Origin of the sequence: Bradyrhizobium sp. WBAH42, from assembly GCF_024585265.1 — a bacterium.
Lineage (GTDB): Bacteria > Pseudomonadota > Alphaproteobacteria > Rhizobiales > Xanthobacteraceae > Bradyrhizobium.
This window is the reverse complement of record NZ_CP036533.1, coordinates 6,759,099-6,775,967: the sequence shown is the minus strand read 5'-3', so window position 1 is coordinate 6,775,967 and position 16,869 is coordinate 6,759,099. Positions and strand designations below refer to the sequence as shown.

19 protein-coding genes are annotated in these 16,869 nt (G+C 63.7%); 6 read left to right on the top strand and 13 right to left on the bottom strand.

The genetic code is table 11. The features are described from left to right. Window position 1 precedes the first annotated feature (1 nt). The 5 genes from DCG74_RS32075 to xoxF5 form a co-directional block, all read right to left on the bottom strand. Window positions 2-454: a (2Fe-2S)-binding protein gene (locus tag DCG74_RS32075; protein WP_025037743.1), complete on the bottom strand. Its 453-nt coding sequence runs from the start codon at window positions 452-454 to the stop codon at window positions 2-4. Between the two features lie 617 nt (window positions 455-1,071). Continuing rightward, window positions 1,072-1,635 carry an S-(hydroxymethyl)glutathione synthase gene (gene gfa, locus DCG74_RS32070; protein ID WP_172785586.1) on the bottom strand — a complete coding sequence of 188 codons (564 nt, stop codon included), beginning with the start codon at window positions 1,633-1,635 and terminating at the stop codon, window positions 1,072-1,074. Between the two features lie 31 nt (window positions 1,636-1,666). Then, on the bottom strand, window positions 1,667-2,776 hold the full coding sequence (locus DCG74_RS32065) for an S-(hydroxymethyl)glutathione dehydrogenase/class III alcohol dehydrogenase (RefSeq protein WP_027574628.1): 1,110 nt from the start codon (window positions 2,774-2,776) through the stop codon (window positions 1,667-1,669). A gap of 60 nt (window positions 2,777-2,836) precedes the next feature. Next, window positions 2,837-3,358 carry a c-type cytochrome, methanol metabolism-related gene (locus tag DCG74_RS32060; RefSeq protein WP_172785585.1) on the bottom strand — a complete coding sequence of 174 codons (522 nt, stop codon included), beginning with the start codon at window positions 3,356-3,358 and terminating at the stop codon, window positions 2,837-2,839. Between the two features lie 80 nt (window positions 3,359-3,438). Then, window positions 3,439-5,244 (bottom strand): lanthanide-dependent methanol dehydrogenase XoxF5, encoded by a 1,806-nt coding sequence (gene xoxF5, locus DCG74_RS32055; protein ID WP_172785584.1) that lies wholly within the window; start codon window positions 5,242-5,244, stop codon window positions 3,439-3,441. Between the two features lie 513 nt (window positions 5,245-5,757). Here xoxF5 and DCG74_RS32050 point away from each other — a divergent pair. Next, complete coding sequence (locus DCG74_RS32050; protein WP_172785583.1) at window positions 5,758-6,726, top strand: helix-turn-helix domain-containing protein; 969 nt, start codon at window positions 5,758-5,760, stop codon at window positions 6,724-6,726. 50 nt (window positions 6,727-6,776) lie between these two features. On the opposite strand, the gene DCG74_RS32045 is transcribed toward DCG74_RS32050, so the two are convergent. The 6 genes from DCG74_RS32045 to DCG74_RS32020 all read right to left on the bottom strand — a co-directional run bounded on the left by DCG74_RS32045 (window position 6,777) and on the right by DCG74_RS32020 (window position 12,657). Beyond that, complete coding sequence (locus DCG74_RS32045; protein WP_172785582.1) at window positions 6,777-7,202, bottom strand: hypothetical protein; 426 nt, start codon at window positions 7,200-7,202, stop codon at window positions 6,777-6,779. Between the two features lie 124 nt (window positions 7,203-7,326). After that, entirely contained in the window at window positions 7,327-8,316 is a 990-nt protein-coding gene (locus DCG74_RS32040) for a tripartite tricarboxylate transporter substrate binding protein (RefSeq protein ID WP_172785581.1), read from the bottom strand. A gap of 111 nt (window positions 8,317-8,427) precedes the next feature. Beyond that, entirely contained in the window at window positions 8,428-9,447 is a 1,020-nt protein-coding gene (locus DCG74_RS32035; RefSeq protein WP_172785580.1) for an FUSC family protein, read from the bottom strand. Between the two features lie 252 nt (window positions 9,448-9,699). Then, a complete protein-coding gene (locus tag DCG74_RS32030) occupies window positions 9,700-10,629 on the bottom strand; it encodes an ABC transporter substrate-binding protein (protein WP_172785579.1) in 930 nt (309 codons plus the stop codon). Then, window positions 10,626-10,982 carry a cytochrome c gene (locus DCG74_RS32025; RefSeq protein ID WP_172785578.1) on the bottom strand — a complete coding sequence of 119 codons (357 nt, stop codon included), beginning with the start codon at window positions 10,980-10,982 and terminating at the stop codon, window positions 10,626-10,628. The genes DCG74_RS32030 and DCG74_RS32025 overlap by 4 nt, the downstream gene beginning before the upstream one ends. 10 nt (window positions 10,983-10,992) lie before the next feature. Further along, window positions 10,993-12,657: a methanol/ethanol family PQQ-dependent dehydrogenase gene (locus DCG74_RS32020; protein WP_172785577.1), complete on the bottom strand. Its 1,665-nt coding sequence runs from the start codon at window positions 12,655-12,657 to the stop codon at window positions 10,993-10,995. 288 nt (window positions 12,658-12,945) lie between these two features. Between DCG74_RS32020 and DCG74_RS32015 the strand changes: the two genes are divergently transcribed. From DCG74_RS32015 to DCG74_RS31995, 5 genes are all read left to right on the top strand, one after another. Beyond that, window positions 12,946-13,338: a calcium-binding protein gene (locus DCG74_RS32015; protein WP_172785576.1), complete on the top strand. Its 393-nt coding sequence runs from the start codon at window positions 12,946-12,948 to the stop codon at window positions 13,336-13,338. 141 nt (window positions 13,339-13,479) lie between these two features. Then, window positions 13,480-13,809, top strand: coding sequence for a hypothetical protein (locus DCG74_RS32010; protein ID WP_246570752.1), 330 nt, complete (start codon window positions 13,480-13,482; stop codon window positions 13,807-13,809). Window positions 13,810-14,027: 218 nt separating this feature from the next. Beyond that, window positions 14,028-14,108: a pyrroloquinoline quinone precursor peptide PqqA gene (pqqA, locus tag DCG74_RS32005; protein WP_008562446.1), complete on the top strand. Its 81-nt coding sequence runs from the start codon at window positions 14,028-14,030 to the stop codon at window positions 14,106-14,108. A gap of 228 nt (window positions 14,109-14,336) precedes the next feature. Beyond that, the gene (locus tag DCG74_RS32000) at window positions 14,337-15,206 is read left to right on the top strand and encodes a hypothetical protein (RefSeq protein ID WP_172785574.1); all 870 of its coding nucleotides are present in this window, start codon (window positions 14,337-14,339) and stop codon (window positions 15,204-15,206) included. Between the two features lie 220 nt (window positions 15,207-15,426). Continuing rightward, window positions 15,427-15,636 (top strand): hypothetical protein, encoded by a 210-nt coding sequence (locus DCG74_RS31995; RefSeq protein ID WP_172785573.1) that lies wholly within the window; start codon window positions 15,427-15,429, stop codon window positions 15,634-15,636. 22 nt (window positions 15,637-15,658) lie between these two features. Here DCG74_RS31995 and DCG74_RS31990 read toward each other — a convergent pair whose 3' ends face one another. After that, window positions 15,659-16,006: a hypothetical protein gene (locus DCG74_RS31990; RefSeq protein WP_172785572.1), complete on the bottom strand. Its 348-nt coding sequence runs from the start codon at window positions 16,004-16,006 to the stop codon at window positions 15,659-15,661. A gap of 25 nt (window positions 16,007-16,031) precedes the next feature. Beyond that, window positions 16,032-16,841, bottom strand: coding sequence for a pentapeptide repeat-containing protein (locus DCG74_RS31985; protein WP_172785571.1), 810 nt, complete (start codon window positions 16,839-16,841; stop codon window positions 16,032-16,034). Window positions 16,842-16,869: the final 28 nt, after the last annotated feature.

Here is a 16,869-nt window from a genome sequence, read left to right as displayed (position 1 = left end):
GTCACACCCCCGTCGATGCGAGATGGACGGCGTTCTCGATGCGCTGGTAACAGCCGCAGCGGCAGATGTTGCCGGCCATCCCTTCGCGGATCTGGTCATGCGAGGGTTTCGGGTTATCCATCAGGAGGGCCGCAGCCTGCATGATCTGGCCGGCCTGGCAGAAGCCGCATTGGGGCACGTTGAGCTGGCGCCACGCCTTCTGCACCGGGTGATCGCCATTCGGATGCAGACCCTCGATCGTGGTGACCTCGCGACCGGCGACATCGTTGACGGACGTGATGCAGGCGCGCACCGCTTGCTTGTCGACGATGACCGTGCAGGCGCCGCACAGCGCCTGGCCGCAGCCGTATTTGGTGCCGGTCAGTCCGGCCTCGTCACGCAGGAACCAGAGTAGCGGGAGATCCGGGTCGCCGTCCCAGCTCTGTTCCTGGCCGTTGATCTTCACCTTGATCATGATCGTGCCTCGCTCTTCATAAGCATGCCAAATTCAAAATTCCGCCGCCGGTCGGCGACGGTTCGTGCGTCGTCTCGCCACGTCCCGCCGTGGTCCCGCGCGGGCAAATCCCGGAGGGAGGCAGGAACGCGGATGGCGATGTCTGGATGTGCTCGATACCTCCCGTTTTCTTCTTGATTGATTGTCTTCGCGCGGCATCGTGACGGCACGACCCTAGCAGAGATCGCTCCGACCCGGCGTTCACAGCCGGGTGTTCTCACCGGGAAAAGATTGCATCGACGGTTTGTCAAAAGCAGGGCGCGTCATCCCGCCGCCTGCTCATCGAATGGGCGCAACGAAAAAAGCTTCGTCCGCCAGCAAGACCGAACGGACGAAGCAGTAGGCCTCAGTCGAGGGAGGGAGAACGCAGGACACCGCGAACTTCAAGCAGGAAGCGGTCGGTCCTGCGCAGTCATTCAGAGACCAGGACTGAGGAGCCGATGGCCCTTACTCACGCGTGGTGCAGAAGCGGCGGCATTGCGCCGCGGGTCCGGTGCGGCTCGCTGGCGGCGACGGGCGCTAGCGAGCCGAAGATGGTGTGGCCGAGGTCTAGCGGCCGGCCAGCTCGGGCAGCCCTCTCAGGCGGCCTTGGCCTTCGCCACATGGGTTGCGATCGCATCCATCAGGGCCGGCGACAGGCAGTCATAGGGCTCGAGGCCGATCTCCTTCAGCCGCGAACGGATGCCGGCCATCTGCTCGGGCTTCACGCCCGATTCGATCACGGAGGAGACGAAGGCGGCGAATTGCGGCGCCTGCGAGCCCTGCTCCTGGAACAGTTCGGGATGGATGAAATCGAGGCCGTAGAACGGATGGTTCTTGTTCTCGATCCGGCCGTACATGTGCGTACCGCAGGCCCTGCAGGCGTAGCGCTGGATCACCGCCGAGGGATCGACGATCTGGAGCTTGTCGCCGTTCTCGAGCACGGTGACGTTCTGGCGCGGCACCACGGCGACGACGGAGAAGGTCGCGCCCTGCGGCTTCCAGCATTTGGTGCAGCCGCAGGCATGGTTGTGGGCGACGTCGCCCTTGACGCCGACCTTCACCGGGTGGTCGCTGCATTTGCAGACCAGCGTGCCGCCGGCGAAGCTGCCGCTGCCTTGCTTGATGCCGTTGTCGATCGAGGGATGGAGTGCAACAGTCATGGTCGATCCTCCTTGGTGTGACGTTTTCGAGCTAGAACACGACGACTGAACGGATGGATTTGCCCTCGTGCATGAGGTCAAAGCCCTTGTTGATCTCCTCGAGCTTGAGCACGTGGGTGATCATCGGATCGATCTGGATCTTTCCGTTCATGTACCAGTCGACGATCTTCGGCACGTCGGTGCGCCCGCGCGCGCCGCCGAAGGCCGTGCCGCGCCAGTTGCGGCCAGTGACGAGCTGGAACGGGCGGGTGGCGATCTCCTTGCCGGCCTCGGCGACGCCGATGATGATCGAGGTGCCCCAGCCGCGATGGCAGGCTTCCAGCGCCTGGCGCATCACGGTGGTGTTGCCGGTGCAGTCGAAGGTGTAGTCGGCGCCGCCGTCGGTGAGGCCGACGAGGTGCTGAACGATGTCGCCGGTGATCTTCTTCGGGTTGACGAAGTCGGTCATGCCGAACCTGCGACCCCATTCCTCCTTGGAATCGTTGATGTCCACGCCGATGATCTTGTCGGCGCCGGCCATCTTGGCGCCCTGGATGACGTTGAGGCCGATGCCGCCGAGGCCGAACACGACCACGTTGGAGCCCGGCGTGACCTTGGCGGTATTGACGACGGCGCCGACGCCGGTGGTGACGCCGCAACCGATGTAGCAGCTCTTGTCGAACGGCGCGTCCTCGCGGATCTTGGCAACGGCGATCTCGGGCAGCACGGTGAAGTTCGAGAAGGTCGAGCAGCCCATATAGTGGTAGATCGGCTTGCCCTTGTAGGAGAAGCGGCTGGTGCCGTCGGGCATCACGCCCTTGCCCTGCGTCGCGCGGATCGCGGTGCAGAGATTGGTCTTCTGGCTGAGGCAGCTTTTGCACTGCCGGCATTCCGGCGTGTAGAGCGGGATGACGTGATCGCCCGGTTTCACCGAGGTCACGCCCGGGCCGATCTCGCGGATGATGCCGGCCCCCTCATGTCCCAGGATCGACGGGAAGATTCCCTCGCTGTCGAAGCCGTCGAGCGTGTAGGCGTCGGTATGGCAGATGCCCGTCGCCTTGATCTCGACCAGGACTTCGCCGGCCTTCGGGCCTTCCAGATCGACCTCGACGATCTCGAGCGGCTTCTTGGCTTCGAAAGCAACGGCGGCACGTGTCTTCATCGGTAGCTCCTCAAATTCGCATCAGACGCCAAGAAGTAGTCTTGGCCGCCTTCGTAACGTTCATTTCTTGCCCATGCAGGCGTCTTCAGCCTTGGTGTAGGCCTCCGTCTTCTCCTCCTTTTTCGAAGGACGCTGCCGGCCCCAGGCTTCGGTGGAGCGCGCGCGGAGATAGACATAGAGGTCGTCCATGTAGCAGGCGACGTTCGGGTTGTCGCCGAACGCCGGCATGACGTTCTCCTGCGCGGTCGAGATGTTCTTGCGGCCAGAGGCGACCACGCCGAGGAAGTCGCCGTAGCTCATCGACTTGACGGAATCCTTCAGCGCCGGCGCGTAGGTCGATCCCATGCCGTCGGGGCCGTGGCACACGTGACAGTCCGAGTGATAGCGGCGGTATCCGGAATAGGTGAACCAGTCCACGGTGCCGTCGGCCGAAATCTTGTAGGTGGGATTGCCCTCCTTATCGAGCCACTTTCCGTCGTCTTCCTTCTTCACGGCAGCCGGATCGCCCGGACCGTCCGCGACCGCAATTCCTCCGGACGCAACCAAGATCGTCGCAGCAATGACAAAGCAGATTTTACGCAAGAGTTTTTCCCTCGGCCGGCATTCGGTGGAGACGAGCCGGCGCGTGGAGCGATCCACGCGCCGGAGCGATGCTGACGGATTTAGTTCGGCAGCGAGAACACGGTCAGCGTACCGCCGAGCGCCGTGTAGTTGCTGAGGGCCGCGTAGCCGCCGACGGCACCGAGGCCTGCGGTCGGATCGGTCAGACCTGCCGCCAGACCGATGCCGGCCCAGCCACCCACGCCGGAGAGCACGGCAACGTACTCCTTGCCGTTGTTCTCATAGGTGGTGACGTTGCCGATGATGCCGGAGGGAGTCTTGAACTTGTAGAGCTCCTTGCCGGACTTGGCATCGACCGCCTTCAGGTAGCCTTCGAGCGTGCCGTAGAACACCACGCCGCCGGCGGTTGCGAGCGCACCCGACCAGACCGAGAACTGCTCCTTGTTCGACCAGACGATCTTGCCGGTCTTGCCGTCCCAGGCGATGAAGTTGCCCATGTGGCTTTCACCCTGCGGCGGATACATCGAGAGCGTCGCACCCACATAGGGCTGGCCCGCGGTGTAGCTCACCTTGAACGGCTCGTAGTCCATGCAGACGTGGTTGGTCGGAACGTAGAACAGCTGCGTGTCCGGCGAGTAGGCTGCCGGCTGCTCGTCCTTAGTACCGAGCGCGGCCGGGCAGATGCCCTTCACGTTGACGTCCTCGCCGGCCTTGTCGGTCGAGGCCGCGTCGAGCACCTTCGGCCGGCCGTAGGTCGGCGAGTTCTTGTCCATGTCGACGCCGGAGGTCCAGTTCACCTTCGGATCGTATTTTTCGGCGACCAGCAGCTCGCCGTTCTCGCGATCCATCGTGTAGGCGAGGCCGTTGCGGTCGAAATGGGTCAGGAGCTTGCGCGGCTGGCCGTTGATCTGCTGATCCGTGAGGATCATCTCGTTGACGCCGTCATAGTCCCACTCGTCGTGGGGCGTCATCTGGTAGACCCACTTGGCCATGCCGGAGTCCGCATCGCGCGCGAAGATGGTCATCGACCATTTGTTGTCGCCCGGACGCTGCTTCGGATTCCAGGTCGAGGGATTGCCCGAGCCGTAATAGACCATGTTCAAAGCGGGATCGTAGGAGATCCAGCCCCAGGTGCAGCCGCCGCCGATCTTCCACTGATCGCCCTGCCAGGTCTTCAGGCTGGAGTCGGCTCCGACCGGCTTGCCGAGCGCGGTGGTCTTGGCCGGATCGAACTTGATCTGGTCATCCGGGCCTTCGGAATAGGCGCGCCAGACCTGCTTGCCGCTCTTGAGGTCGTATGCGGTGACGTGGCACTGCACGCCGAACTCGCCGCCGGAGATGCCGACCAGGACCTTGTCCTTGACGACCAGCGCGGCCGACGTGCCGGTCTCGCCCTTCGCAGGATTGCCGTTAGTCGCCGACCAGGCCACCTGGCCGGTCTTGGCGTCGAGTGCGACGAGGTTGGTGTCGGCCTGATGCAGGATGATCTTGCCGTCGCCGTAGGACAGGCCGCGATTGACGGTGTCGCAGCACATCACGGGGATGACGTTGGGATCCTGCTTCGGCTCGTACTTCCAGATGATCTTGTTCTCGTTGGAAAGGTCAATGGCGTAGACCTTGTTCGGGAATGGCGTGTGGACGTACATGACGTTGCCGATGATCAGCGGGCCGCCTTCATGGCCGCGCAGCACGCCGGTCGAGAACGTCCAGGCGACCTGAAGCTTGCCGACGTTCTGAGCGTTGATCTGGTTCAGCTTGGAATAGCGGGTGTTCGCATAGTCGCCCGCCGGCATCACCCAGTCCTTGGGGTTCTGCGACATCTTGATCAGCTCGTCATTGGCTGAGGCGCTGCCGACGGCGAGAGCCGCCGCGGAGCCGAGATAGGTCGCCAGTAGCACCTTGCGCATAGGTTATTCCTCCGTTGGTCTCGTTTATTGTTTCCGAAGCATTGCTCAATCACCGGGCTTCTCGTCCGGCGTCTGCTCGTGCAGGGCGGTCACGTTGGGACCAGAAACGATGCTGTGCTGTTTCCTCCTCCTGATGAGAGCCACGGGTCCACGTGCAGGAGCGGCCCGTTCTTGTTGTTCCTGCCGCAATCCCTAACGGCTTCGCCATCGGGAAACTTGCCCAAGAGAGAAGGCGGTTTGCTCGACAGCGCACGGAGGTGAAGATTTTGATTTTGCAGTAGCGAATTCAGCGGCTTCGGTGCGTCCTTGAGACCGCCTCTGCGCTCAGGTTCCCCTTGACGGCGCTGCAACTAAGGCGGAGGATTAAGTTTCAAGAGTGGCAATGGAACGATGGCGCTCGTTGCAAGAGACCGCTCAAATGCGAGGTAAACGTCACGCAATCACGGCTGAGGGCTCCGGCAGCGCTGGTTGCGATTCGCGCCGAATCTCCGGATCAAATCAGTGGCTGGATTAATGTCCGACACCATTCACACGCTCTCGACGACCGGAATGACGCCGAAGCGGCAGATCCAGAGCTGGATCGACGGGCTCACGAGCCTGTGCGGGCATTTCGACGTCGATCCGCTGGAGGCGTCCTCGCTCGAAGGTCGCATCGATTACACCACGGTCTCGCGCCTGAAGCTCTGCCAGATCGAGGTCAGTCAGCATCGCATCGCGCACACGCTGGCGCGCGCCAAGGCCAATGAACACCCGTACATAAAAATCCACTTCCAGACCTACGGCGTGTCTTATTTCGAACAAGAAGGCCGGCACATCGAGATCAACCCCGGCGACATCATCGCCTATGACGTCTCCTGTCCGCATTCGATCATCAGTCCCGCCTTTACCCGTCATGACGTGGTGATCGTGCCGAAGGCGCTGCTGCGCGACCGCGGATTCCCGTCGCAGCGAATGCCGGCCTGCAAATTGACCGCGAAGACGGGGACCGGGCGGATCGCTCACGATTTCGTCCATGCCGCCTTCGACGAGGCGGCAAAACTGTCGGCCAACAGCGCGGTCGGCGTCGCCGATTCGCTGATCGACCTGTTGCTGCTGCCGCTGCGCGAGGCCGACACGATGTTCGATCGTGTCGGGCCCGAAGCGATGTATGTGCGCGCGCAGTTCTTCATCCGCGAACACTTGCGCGACCCGGATTTGTGCATCGACCAGATCTCGGCCGAGCTCGGTTGCTCCAAGCGCTATCTGCACATGCTGTTCTCCGAGCGCGGCACCACGGTGAGCGACTACATCTGGCAGGCGCGGCTGCAGAACTGCCGCCAGGAGCTCGAGGCCCACGCCGGCAAGACCATCACCGACGTCGCCTTCTCCTGGGGGTTCTCCAGCTCATCGCATTTCAGCCGGGTGTTCCGAAAATACTTCGGCGTGGTGCCGTCCTCGATCCACAAGGCCCAGCAGGGCGCGGCGAGCTCGGGCGAGCATTAGACGTTCTCAAGCGAATGCTCCACGCGAACGCTCGCATGGTGTCGCGCCTGTCAGGTCGGCATGGCGACATAGGGAATGCCGGCCACGAGCGCGACCAGCAGCACCGCGTTCCCCAGCATTCCGCTCCAATGCAGCCGGCGTAACCGACGCGCGGCCTCGGCGTCACCGGCGTCCCGCGCGCTGAGCTGGTCGTCGACCCGTTGCATGAACCAGGGGCGGCCCCAGATCGCCAGGGCCGTGATCATGCCGACGCCGAAGGCGGCAAGCAGGCGGCCGTCGAGCAGCAGCGCCACCGTTCCAATGGCGCCGGCGACGCGCATCACCAGAAAATGGGCGTTGAACATTCCGCGCAGCAGCTGAGCGACGGGTTGAATATCGAGCCTCACCAGCAGGAAAGCGGGCGATGCCAGCGTGAAATAGCCCATCGGAAACAGCAGGATGATCATAACGGCGACGGCGACTGCATCCGGTGTCATGCGATCGACCTTCCTTGTCCGCAGAGGCGCACAATCATAGCGGGAAAATGCGCCTCCGACACTAGGCTTTGGTCGGACTCCGGTCGGGGAGGGAGCAGCCGGCGTGCTGGCCATGTCTCCAAGTTCAGGCCGGCTCGAGGCCGAGCGCCTGCGCGCTCTCGATCCAGATCGGCAGCTCGCGCTGGTACAGCGCGTTTGTTTCCTTGAATCCGATCGCGGGTTCGAGCACGAAGGTCGCGAGAACCTCCTTCACCTTCGGATCGTTGTTGGCGGCGACGCAGAGCTCGGCGATGCGATCGACCACCGGCTGCGGCGTCGCCTTGGGCACAACCCAGCCGGTGAACCCGCTCACGGTGAAGAATTTCGACGTCGCGCCCTGTTCCGGCAGCGTCTTGACGTTCGGGATCGCGTCGACCTTCTTCGAATGCACCGCGAACACCGTGCCGCGGTCGCTTTGCAGCACCGACTGCGCGGCCGTGTAGCTGCCCATCGCGGCATCGAGGGTGCCTTCCAGCATTCCCGTCCACATCGGCGCCTCGCCGCGGTAGTGCACCGGCTCGATGTTGAGGCCGTATTGCTTGTTGAGCTCGTTGATCGTCATGTGCGGGGCCGAGCCCGCGCTGTAGGTGCCGAAGTTCACCTTGCCGCTCTTGCGCGCGAAGGCGACGAAATCCTCCAGCGTCTTGACCCCGGTCTTGGGGTTCGCGACCAGCAACAGGCCCGCGCCCGGAATGACGCTGACGAGTGTCAGATCCTTGTCCATGTCGTAGCCGGGATTCTTCATCACCACCCGGTTCATGATGTAGGTGGTCGAAATCGAGCACAGGATGGTGTGGCCGTCGGGGTCGGCGCGGGCGACCTCCGCCGTGCCGATCGCGCCGGCGGCGCCGGGCTTGTTCTCGATGACGACGGTCTTGCCGACCTGCTTGGAGATGAACTCGCCATAGGCGCGCGCGAGCAGGTCGGTCTGGCCGCCGGCCGGATAGCTGCAAATCATGCGAATCTGCCGCGCCGGCCAGCTGCCTTGCGCGGAGGCGCTACGCGAAACGAAAGGCATTGCGAATGCGCTGGTACCGGCGGCGATGAAGTGGCGGCGATCGAGCTTGGCGGACATGATTCTCTCCCGGATTTTTGCCGAACCTACTGCATCAGGCCGTCGCTGCCATGCGCCGCAGGCGAGACAGATTGGCGCATTCGATTGGCTTGCGCGGTGCCTATTCGCTGATCACCCGGAGGTTCGTGCCTTCCGTATCAGCCGCGGCCAAACGATCTCCGTCAGGGCTACTGCGATAAGACCGAACGTGCCGCCGATCAGCACGTTGATAATGCGCTCCTCAGCGATCCCGCTGGCGCCGCCGGCAAAGGACGCCGCCAGCGCGATAAAGAAGCAGCGCAGGCCGAAGCCGACGACATAGCGGGAGAACGAGATCAGCGTGAGGGTGGCCGCGAGAACCGCCACTGCGTAGCCGATGCGGCTTTGCGGCAGGGCAAGGCCTGTGACAAAGCCCAGCGGCACGCCGACAAAAGCGCCGATCGCGCGCTGCTTCAGCTTGTCGGTGGAGGCGGCGAGATCGCCGACGACGACGCTTGCAGCCGACCACATCACCCATTGCCCCTGCGCGAGGTCGAGGATCTCGACCAGCGCTGCTGATGCGAACACCGCCATGGCGGTCGCGAGCGCGGGCAGAAACCACTCGGCGGCGGCTGGCCCGAACGAAGCCGCCCCGGTGCCGCCGCGCCGCCGCTGGTCATAGATCTGGATGGCACAGACCAGCGCCAGCGCGACCGGAGAGGAGACGATGATGACGCCGGCGTGGCGTAGCGCCTCGGACGGACTGAGACCTTCCCGCACCTCGCAGGCGAGATAGACGGCGGGGATGAACACCCAATTGCCGAGTGTGCGGAAATGCTCGCCATGGCGCGTCCCCGCCACCGCAAGGAAGCCGGCGAGCGCCGTCAGCGCTACGAAGAGCGGCTTGATCGGAGCGGCCAGAAACAGCGCGGCAAAGGTGACGAGAATGGCTAGGTAGTGCCACACAACGATTTTTGGCGCCAGACGCAGCCGCAGCGCCGGAATGAGCAACGAAACCGCGACCAGTCCGAGATTGAGCAACGCCGTTTCGCGCGCGATGAAATAGGCGGCGACGATCGGGCCGACAACGATCAGCGCGCGCAAGAGCTCGCGGGTCTTGATCTCGCGGGCGAGGAGGTCGCGCAGGTTGCTGGCGATGGCCGGGGAATTCACGGGGCACCGATGGCGAATGAAATGCGAGCATCATACGGTTCGGGCCGCCACTAGGCGAGTCGATGCCGTCGGACTCCCGCAAGAGGTACGCTGCCGCTACTCCACACTCCGTCATTGCGAGCGCAGCGAAGCAATCCAGAATCTTTCCGTGGAGGGACTCTGGATTGCTTCGCTGCGCTCGCAACGACGGTGTTGATGTAGCTATGCATGCTCCAAAACTGAGGATGCAGCCGGGCACGAAAGCCCTTACCGTCACCGCTGGATGATCTTCGTCCAGACATCGCCGAGGATGGCGGGCTCGCGCGGCGGCAGATAGGTGAGGCCGGCCTGCTTGCCGAATTCTCCGATCCTGCCCGAAGCCGTGAGCTCCGTCAGCGCCTTGTTGACGGCCTCGATCAGCGCGCCGTCGCTGGCGAGCCCGACATAGCCGCGATTGGCGCCGATCGGGTAATAGTAGCCGGACGCCGTGATCGCCGTGTCCGGGTGTGCGGCGCGATGGGCGTCGAAGCGGGCAAGATCGATCAGCGTCGCGTCATGGTCGCCGCGCTCGAGCGCGCCGAGGAGATCGTCGCGGCCGGGGACGAGGTGGGTGATGTTGTCGATCAGGCGTCCCTTGTCGAAGGTCATCAGGATCGCGTCGCCGAGCGACCCGCTTTCGATGACGAGACGAAGGCCGGCGAGATCGCCGATGTCGCCGACCTTGCGCCGCTGCGCCTTCGGCCCCAGCACCACCGTCATCGGCGAATAGATGTAGGGCTGGCTCGGCGCGAGCACGCCGAGCGGGACGCGACGTCGCCGATCGTCGCGCGTGGCTCCGGCGAAATCCGGCAAGCGCGCCGTCTTCATGCCGGGGGCGACGAGCGAATCCTGCGTCAGCGCGTAGCCGCCGACGAGCGAGCAGCGCCCGTCCGAGAGCAGCGCGTTGGCCTCGAGCGGCGGGCTCGAATCCTCGTCCAGCTTGCTCTCGAACCACTGGATCTTCAGCGGGCGTCCCAGCCGCTCGGCGATCGCCTGCGCCAGCAGCACGTCGAAGCCGGCATCCGGCTTGCCGCGGTGATGCACCGAGAGCGGCGGCCGGTCCTCGTCGAGACAGACCTTCAGGGGATCGTCGGCCGCCAGAGCGGCCGACGCCATCGTGGACAGAAAGGCTGCCGCGCTCCAGGCAACACGCCGGCTCCTCATGGCTTTCTCCGGCTGGAGACGAAGGCCCAGAGGTTGCCGATCTCGTCGTCGCTGAGAATGTCGCCCCAGGGCGGCATCTTGTTGTTCTTGCCGTTCTTCACGGTGGTCACGAAGCGCGTCTTGTCGTCTGGGATGGCGCGCAGGTCCGGCGTGATGGTGCCGGAGTTCATCAGGTTGGGGCCGTGGCAGTGCGAGCATTTCTCGGCATAGGTCGACTTGCCGTGGTCGATCTGCGCCTGCAAGGGATTGCCGGTTGCGTCATCCGCGGCGCGGACGGTCGCCGCAAGCGCGACCGTCATCGCCGCGACGGTGGCGATCGTCGCCACCGTCTTGTGTGATACGTCGATCAGCATCGTGCCGTGGTTACTGCTTGACCGCAAAGACCCACAGCGAGCCGCCGGGCGGCACGTTGGCAAGCCGCTCGTCGCCGGAGAACAACGAGTAAACGCCGCCATAACCGCTGGTCACCGCGACGTATTGCACGCCGTCCTGTTGCCAGGTCACCGGCTGTCCCTCGATGCCGGACCCGGTCTGGAACTGCCAGAGCTTCTTGCCGGTGTCGGCGTCGAAGGCCTCGAACTCGCCGGTCAGCTGACCCGAGAACACGACGCCCCCGGCGGTCGACAGCACGCCCGAGAAGCGCGGAATGTCGCTCGGCGCCTCCCACTTGGCCTTGCCGGTCATGGGGTCGATGGCCTTGAGGTAGCCGCGCGGACCATCGTCGAACTGCCAGGGATCGGACAGGTCCATGCCGAGATACCATTCACCCTGCTTGAAGGTGACGGGCTCCGCCTTGTACTTGCCGCCGAAATTGAGCGTGTTGGCATAGGCGAGGCCGGTCTGCGGATTGAACGACATCGGCTCCCAATTCTTGCCGCCGAGGATCGACGGATAGACCGTGACCTTCTTGCCCTCGCGCGCGTCCTTGGAAACGTCGGTCTCGATCGGACGTCCGGTCTTCATGTCGATGCCGGTCGCCCAATTCACCTTCACGTAAGGATTGGCGGCGAGCAGCTTTCCGTTGGTGCGGTCGAGCACGTAAAAGAAGCCGTTGCGGTTGGCATTCATCAGCGCCTTGGTCGGCTTGCCCTCGACATTCACGTCGGCGAGCACCATCTCGGCCACGGCGTCGTAGTCGAACGGGTTGTTCGGCGAGAATTGGTAATGCCACTTGATCTTGCCGGTCTTGGGATCCATCGCCAGCACGGAGCAGGTGTAGAGATTGTCGCCGGGGCGCACGGCCGAGTTGAACGGGCCGGGATTGCCGATGCCCCAATACACCGTGTTCAGCTCGGCGTCATAAGAACCCGTGATCCAGGTCGAGCCGCCGCCGAGCTTCCAGGTGTCGCCCTTCCAGGTATCGCCGCCGGGCTCGTCCGGCGAGGGGATCGAGTGGGTCCGCCAGAGGTGCTTGCCCGTTGCCGGATCCCAGCCGTCGATGAAGCCCCTTGTGCCGAATTCGGCACCGGAGATGCCGGTGATGACGACGCCATCGGCAACGAGGGGGGCCACCGTCATCGAATAGCCTTCCTTGATGTCGGCCGCCTTCTGCCGCCACAGCTCCTTGCCGTTCTTGGCGTCGAGCGCGATCACGTGGGCGTCGAGCGTGGTGCGGAACACCTTGCCGTCGAAGAGCGCGGCGCCGCGGTTGATGATGCCGCAGCAGACGATGCGCGGGGTCTCGGCGGGGTACTCGACCTTGGTCTTCCAGATCTGCTTGCCGGTCTTGGCATCGACCGCCATCGTCGCGTTGTGCGAGGTCACGTAGATCACGCCCTGGTACACCAGCGGCTGCGATTCCTCGCTGCGGTCGTCGTTGAATGAATAGTTCCAGACCGGGACGAGGTTCTTGACGGTGTCCTTGTTGATCTGCTTCAGCGACGAGAAGCGCTGCAGATTGTAGCCCATCCCGTAATTGAGAACGTTCGATGTGTCGGTCGCACCCTTGACGAGCTGCTCGGTGGTTTGTGCATTTGCACAGGTTGACGCAAGCATGACGAGGCCCGCGGCCATCGCAAAGCGTTTCATCCGTTCCTCCCAATATGCGCGCCTTTTGACGCTGCGACTGCAACACTCCGTCGGAAACCAAAACGCGTCAATACGAAAGTCGTACGTGGCCTGCCGATATCGTTGGCGGTCACCTGACGGAAACCTGACAAAGACAACTCGAACTTGTGCGCAGACGCTGAGAAATTCCGCGACGCGAAGGTTGTGGCGCGCGCAAGTTGCAGGTCGGGACTTGAACCGAGGTCGGCTTGTGGATTTATGTCGGCTCTGCCCCCATCGATCCGGGGGCTCTAGGTCAGGGAGGTCTCGATGATTTCGGCTCGCTCAATTGCCCTTGCACTTGTGATTGCACTGTCCGCCGGTCCGGCTTGGTCGGCCTCCGCCAATGCGGTCAAGATGTTCGACACCGACAATGACGGCACGCTTGATCTTCCCGAGGTGAAGAAGGCCGCCGCCGCCACGTTCGCAAAGCTCGATCCCGATCATGACGGCACGCTCGATGCACGCGAATTGCGTGGACGGTTGAGCGCGAAAGAACTCGCCGCCGCCGATCCTGACCGCGACGGGACCCTCACCCTCGACGAATATTTGTCGGTGGTCGAGCAGCGCTTCAACGCAGCGAATCCCGACAAGGACGGAACGCTGGACGCGAAGGAGCTGAACTCGCGCGCCGGTCGCGCGCTCGTGCGATTGCTCCGGTGAACGCCGCGATGGAACGGACATGACGGGCGCAATGTTTGCGACCATTCCGGTCTGACGCTCGGGAACATCGGGCTGCTCGGCCTGTTTCTCCGGATGTCCTGCCGTCGCCGGGGCTGCGCGGCGGGAGAAGAGGAGATGCAGATGAACACGAAGCGTTCCATTCTTGCTGCCTGCGCAATCCTGACGCTGAGCGCCGGGATTGCGGTCGCCGGCCCGTGCAACACCGGCAGCGCCAGCACTGACAAGGATGCGGGTTCTGGTCCGGTCACCGTGGGCTCCGCACAATCGCACACGTCCGGCTCGGCGAGCGATACCAGCCAGCATCCGCCGACCAGCACGATGAATCGTGCCAGCGGTGAATCGCCGGCATCGTCGGAGGATGCACAGCGGCAAATGCAGAGCGAGCCGACGGCGGCTCAGCGCGCCGCAGGCGCCAAGCCGAATGCGGAAATGGCCGACAAGGGCTGCTGACGACACCCTTGTCGATTCGACGCGCGGTGCGTTGCACAAAGCAGTGTCTCGCTGGTCGTGCTTGACCAAGAGGGAACTTGCTTTGTCCGAGAGAGAAATGTGGCCGCGAAGAATCGGCACAGACGCGCTCGGCAGACGAATCGAGGCTTGAACTGCCCTTGAGGCAGCCCTAGGTTTTTCGCCGCGCGATGTCGCGCTCAATACCTTGGGAGACCCGAATGGCTTGGAAAGCTCCGAAGATCGTGGAAGTGCCGGTCGGCATGGAAATCAACATGTACGCCTGCGCTTCGCGCAAGTAAGACCGACGACCTGCTGCGGCTTCGATGGCGAACGCCGTCGTCGCCGTGGCAGTGTCGGATCACCGCCGCGCCGTGCTCTGTGCTTTGCGGATCGACACCAAAGCCGCATGTGCAGGAGCTTCAATTCTCTTCCGCAAAATCTCGACCATGCTCCGCGGCAGTGTGTTACGCTGGTGCTCGGTCAGCGCTGCTGCCGCATCAGAGCGGAGCGCGCCTTTGGGGCACGGCATGGGCGGCAGAGCCTGCAAGTTCTGGTTGGTGATCGCGTGCGCGATCGTGCTGGCGCCGGCACGCACCAGCGCCGAGGAAGGCTTTGATACCGAGCACATCTTCGGCTTCATGATCGGCACCGATGTCGGCAATGTCGGCGAGCGCGAATTCCAGAGCCAGACGACGGGGCGCTTCGGCAAAGGCGGGGTGGCCTATCGCGCCCTCGCGCAGGAGCTCGAGATCGAGGTGGTGCCGCTGCCGAATTTTCGTATCGAAGTCGGCGGTACCGCCAGCTTGCACGACATCACCGGCGTCCCTGATATCGACGATCGCCGCCAGTTCAACTTCCAGGGCATCTCGCTCGACCTGCGCTATCGCCTGCTCAACCGCGAGCGCGCGCCATTCGGCCTCACGATTGCGGCCGAGCTCCACGGCGACCGCATCGACGAGACCAGCGGCGCGAAAGGGCGGATGTACGGCACCGAATTCACGCTCGCCTTCGACCGCGAACTGATCCCGAACTTCGCCATCGGCGCCCTCAACCTGATCTACCAGCCGGAATGGGCGCGCTTCGAGATTGGAGGGGCATCCGAGAAGAGCTCGACGATCGGCGCCGCGTTTGCCGGCCTGGTGCGGGTGCGCCCCGATGTGCTGCTCGGCGGCGAGATGCGCTACTTCCGGCAATATGAGGGCATCGGCCTCGGTGAGTTCTCGGGCCAGGCCCTGTTTGTCGGCCCCACCGCCTATTTCCAGCTCTCCGAGCGCTCCCGGCTCACCATGAGCTGGAGCATGCAGGCCTGGGGGCGCCCAGCCGGCTCAGGCGGCAATCTCGATCTCGTCAATTTCGAGCGGCATCAGGCGCGATTGGTGTTCGGCGTGAACTTCTAGCGCGGAAGGTCGTCATACCCGGGCTTGTCCCGCCTGCGCGCCGAAGCCGCTTCGGCGAGGCGAAGGCCCGGGCATCGACGTTCTTTGTTCCACGAGGCAAGGCGTGGAGGGCCGGACAAGCCCGGCCATGACGAGGCTTCGGCGCTTTGAAACTTCCCCTTCCTTGGGGCGTAGCTCCATGTGCTAATCTCTGCATCGCTCGTTGCGAGAGGATTCCGGCATGAACCCGATTGACCTGGTGGTGACTGTGTGTGCGGTGCTCTCGCCAGCGACCTGCGAAGAGCAGCATCTGGTGTTCAACTATTCCGGGTCGCCCCGCCAATGCGTCATGGCCGCGCCGCCCTATATCGCGCAATGGATCGGCGAGCATCCGAAATGGCAGGCCGTGCGGTGGCGCTGCGAATATCCGCACCCGAACGACAAGGCGTGAGCTGCAAGAATCGATTCAATCGCTACTTGCTGCAGTCCTTCAAATCCTTGTCGGCAATCGAGAACACCGCGTCGGCCTTGATCTCGATGTCGCGGACGATGCACTGCCGTGCATTGGGATAGCTGACCTTGGCGTCGTAGCGGCCGGGCTCGATGCCGGTGATGCGCAGCCGCTCGTCGTGGTCGACCTCCTTATCCTTGTCGTTCAGGCACTGGTTCGGACCCCAGTCGGTCCTGCCAGCGGGCGAGAGCTGGAAGCCGGAGATCGTCTCCGTCGTGAGATTCCAGAGCCTTATGCCCTTGCTCTTGGTCTGCGCGGCGGCTTCGCCGGCAAGCGTCAACAACGCGATCAAAGCAAGAACCCCACGCATCAGCCAGTCCTCCCAAAGGGCGCCGTCATTCCCTGATCAGGCGCTCGCGGTTCTTTGCCTTGTCGAAATTCTTGGCGCGGTCAAGGCCGTTCGGTGCGATCAGCTTCGCCGAGACGAGATCGGCGCCGTCGAAATCGGCGTCGATGACGATGGCGCCGGTCAGATCGGCTCCGCCGAGCTGGGCGTTTTTCAGTGATGCGCCGCTCAGGTCGGCGCCCCTGAGGACTGCGAATTCGAGGTCGACGCGCGACAAATCTGCGTTGCGCGCGTTCAGCCGTTCCAGGTTGGCGGATCTCAGCACCGCGCGCATCAGCCCCATCGACTGGTTGCGCATATCGGCGCCAAGATGCGCGTCCGCGATCGAGGCGCCGACCAGGGTTGCGCCGGTGAGGTCGGCAGCGATGCGCGCTCCTGACAGGTTCGCGCCGTCGAGACGCGCGCGGGCCATTTGCGAGGCGAACAGATTGGCGCCCTTCAGGCTTGCGCCGGTAAGATCCGCATCCAGCAGCCACGCCTGATCGAGGATCGCACCGTCCAGCCTGGCGTCTCGAAGTATTGTCTTGTTGAGCCGCGCGGCGCGGAGAACCGTGTTGGACAGGTCCAGCCCCGAGAGATCGAGACCCGACAGGCGCTTGCCAGTGAAATCGGCAGGCTGCTTTGGGCTCGCTTTGGCCAACATGGCCTCGACCTCCGGCCTCGTCATTTCAGCCGAGACCATCGCGGGGGAAGTGAGGTCGACGCCACGCATCATGTCCTGCGCGCCCGCCGTCATCGCAACCAGTGCGAGGCTAAGCGCTGCAAGACCAAGCGTTGCGAAGGCGACTGTCCGTGTCATCATCAGCTCCGCCGCCGGCCTAATCTAG

Excerpts from the sequence above, each read along its gene's own strand:
- DCG74_RS32030 (WP_172785579.1), bottom strand. The coding sequence starts at position 10,629 with ATGAGGAGCCGGCGTGTTGCCTGGAGCGCGGCAGCCTTTCTGTCCACG.
- DCG74_RS32020 (WP_172785577.1), bottom strand. The coding sequence starts at position 12,657 with ATGAAACGCTTTGCGATGGCCGCGGGCCTCGTCATGCTTGCGTCAACC.
- gfa (WP_172785586.1), bottom strand. The coding sequence starts at position 1,635 with ATGACTGTTGCACTCCATCCCTCGATCGACAACGGCATCAAGCAAGGC.
- DCG74_RS32015 (WP_172785576.1), top strand. The coding sequence starts at position 12,946 with ATGATTTCGGCTCGCTCAATTGCCCTTGCACTTGTGATTGCACTGTCC.
- DCG74_RS32010 (WP_246570752.1), top strand. The coding sequence starts at position 13,480 with ATGAACACGAAGCGTTCCATTCTTGCTGCCTGCGCAATCCTGACGCTG.
- DCG74_RS32045 (WP_172785582.1), bottom strand. The coding sequence starts at position 7,202 with ATGACACCGGATGCAGTCGCCGTCGCCGTTATGATCATCCTGCTGTTT.
- DCG74_RS32050 (WP_172785583.1), top strand. The coding sequence starts at position 5,758 with ATGTCCGACACCATTCACACGCTCTCGACGACCGGAATGACGCCGAAG.
- DCG74_RS32000 (WP_172785574.1), top strand. The coding sequence starts at position 14,337 with ATGGGCGGCAGAGCCTGCAAGTTCTGGTTGGTGATCGCGTGCGCGATC.
- DCG74_RS32065 (WP_027574628.1), bottom strand. The coding sequence starts at position 2,776 with ATGAAGACACGTGCCGCCGTTGCTTTCGAAGCCAAGAAGCCGCTCGAG.
- DCG74_RS31990 (WP_172785572.1), bottom strand. The coding sequence starts at position 16,006 with ATGCGTGGGGTTCTTGCTTTGATCGCGTTGTTGACGCTTGCCGGCGAA.
- DCG74_RS32075 (WP_025037743.1), bottom strand. The coding sequence starts at position 454 with ATGATCAAGGTGAAGATCAACGGCCAGGAACAGAGCTGGGACGGCGAC.
- xoxF5 (WP_172785584.1), bottom strand. The coding sequence starts at position 5,244 with ATGCGCAAGGTGCTACTGGCGACCTATCTCGGCTCCGCGGCGGCTCTC.
- DCG74_RS31995 (WP_172785573.1), top strand. The coding sequence starts at position 15,427 with ATGAACCCGATTGACCTGGTGGTGACTGTGTGTGCGGTGCTCTCGCCA.
- DCG74_RS32040 (WP_172785581.1), bottom strand. The coding sequence starts at position 8,316 with ATGTCCGCCAAGCTCGATCGCCGCCACTTCATCGCCGCCGGTACCAGC.
- pqqA (WP_008562446.1), top strand. The coding sequence starts at position 14,028 with ATGGCTTGGAAAGCTCCGAAGATCGTGGAAGTGCCGGTCGGCATGGAA.
- DCG74_RS31985 (WP_172785571.1), bottom strand. The coding sequence starts at position 16,841 with ATGACACGGACAGTCGCCTTCGCAACGCTTGGTCTTGCAGCGCTTAGC.
- DCG74_RS32025 (WP_172785578.1), bottom strand. The coding sequence starts at position 10,982 with ATGCTGATCGACGTATCACACAAGACGGTGGCGACGATCGCCACCGTC.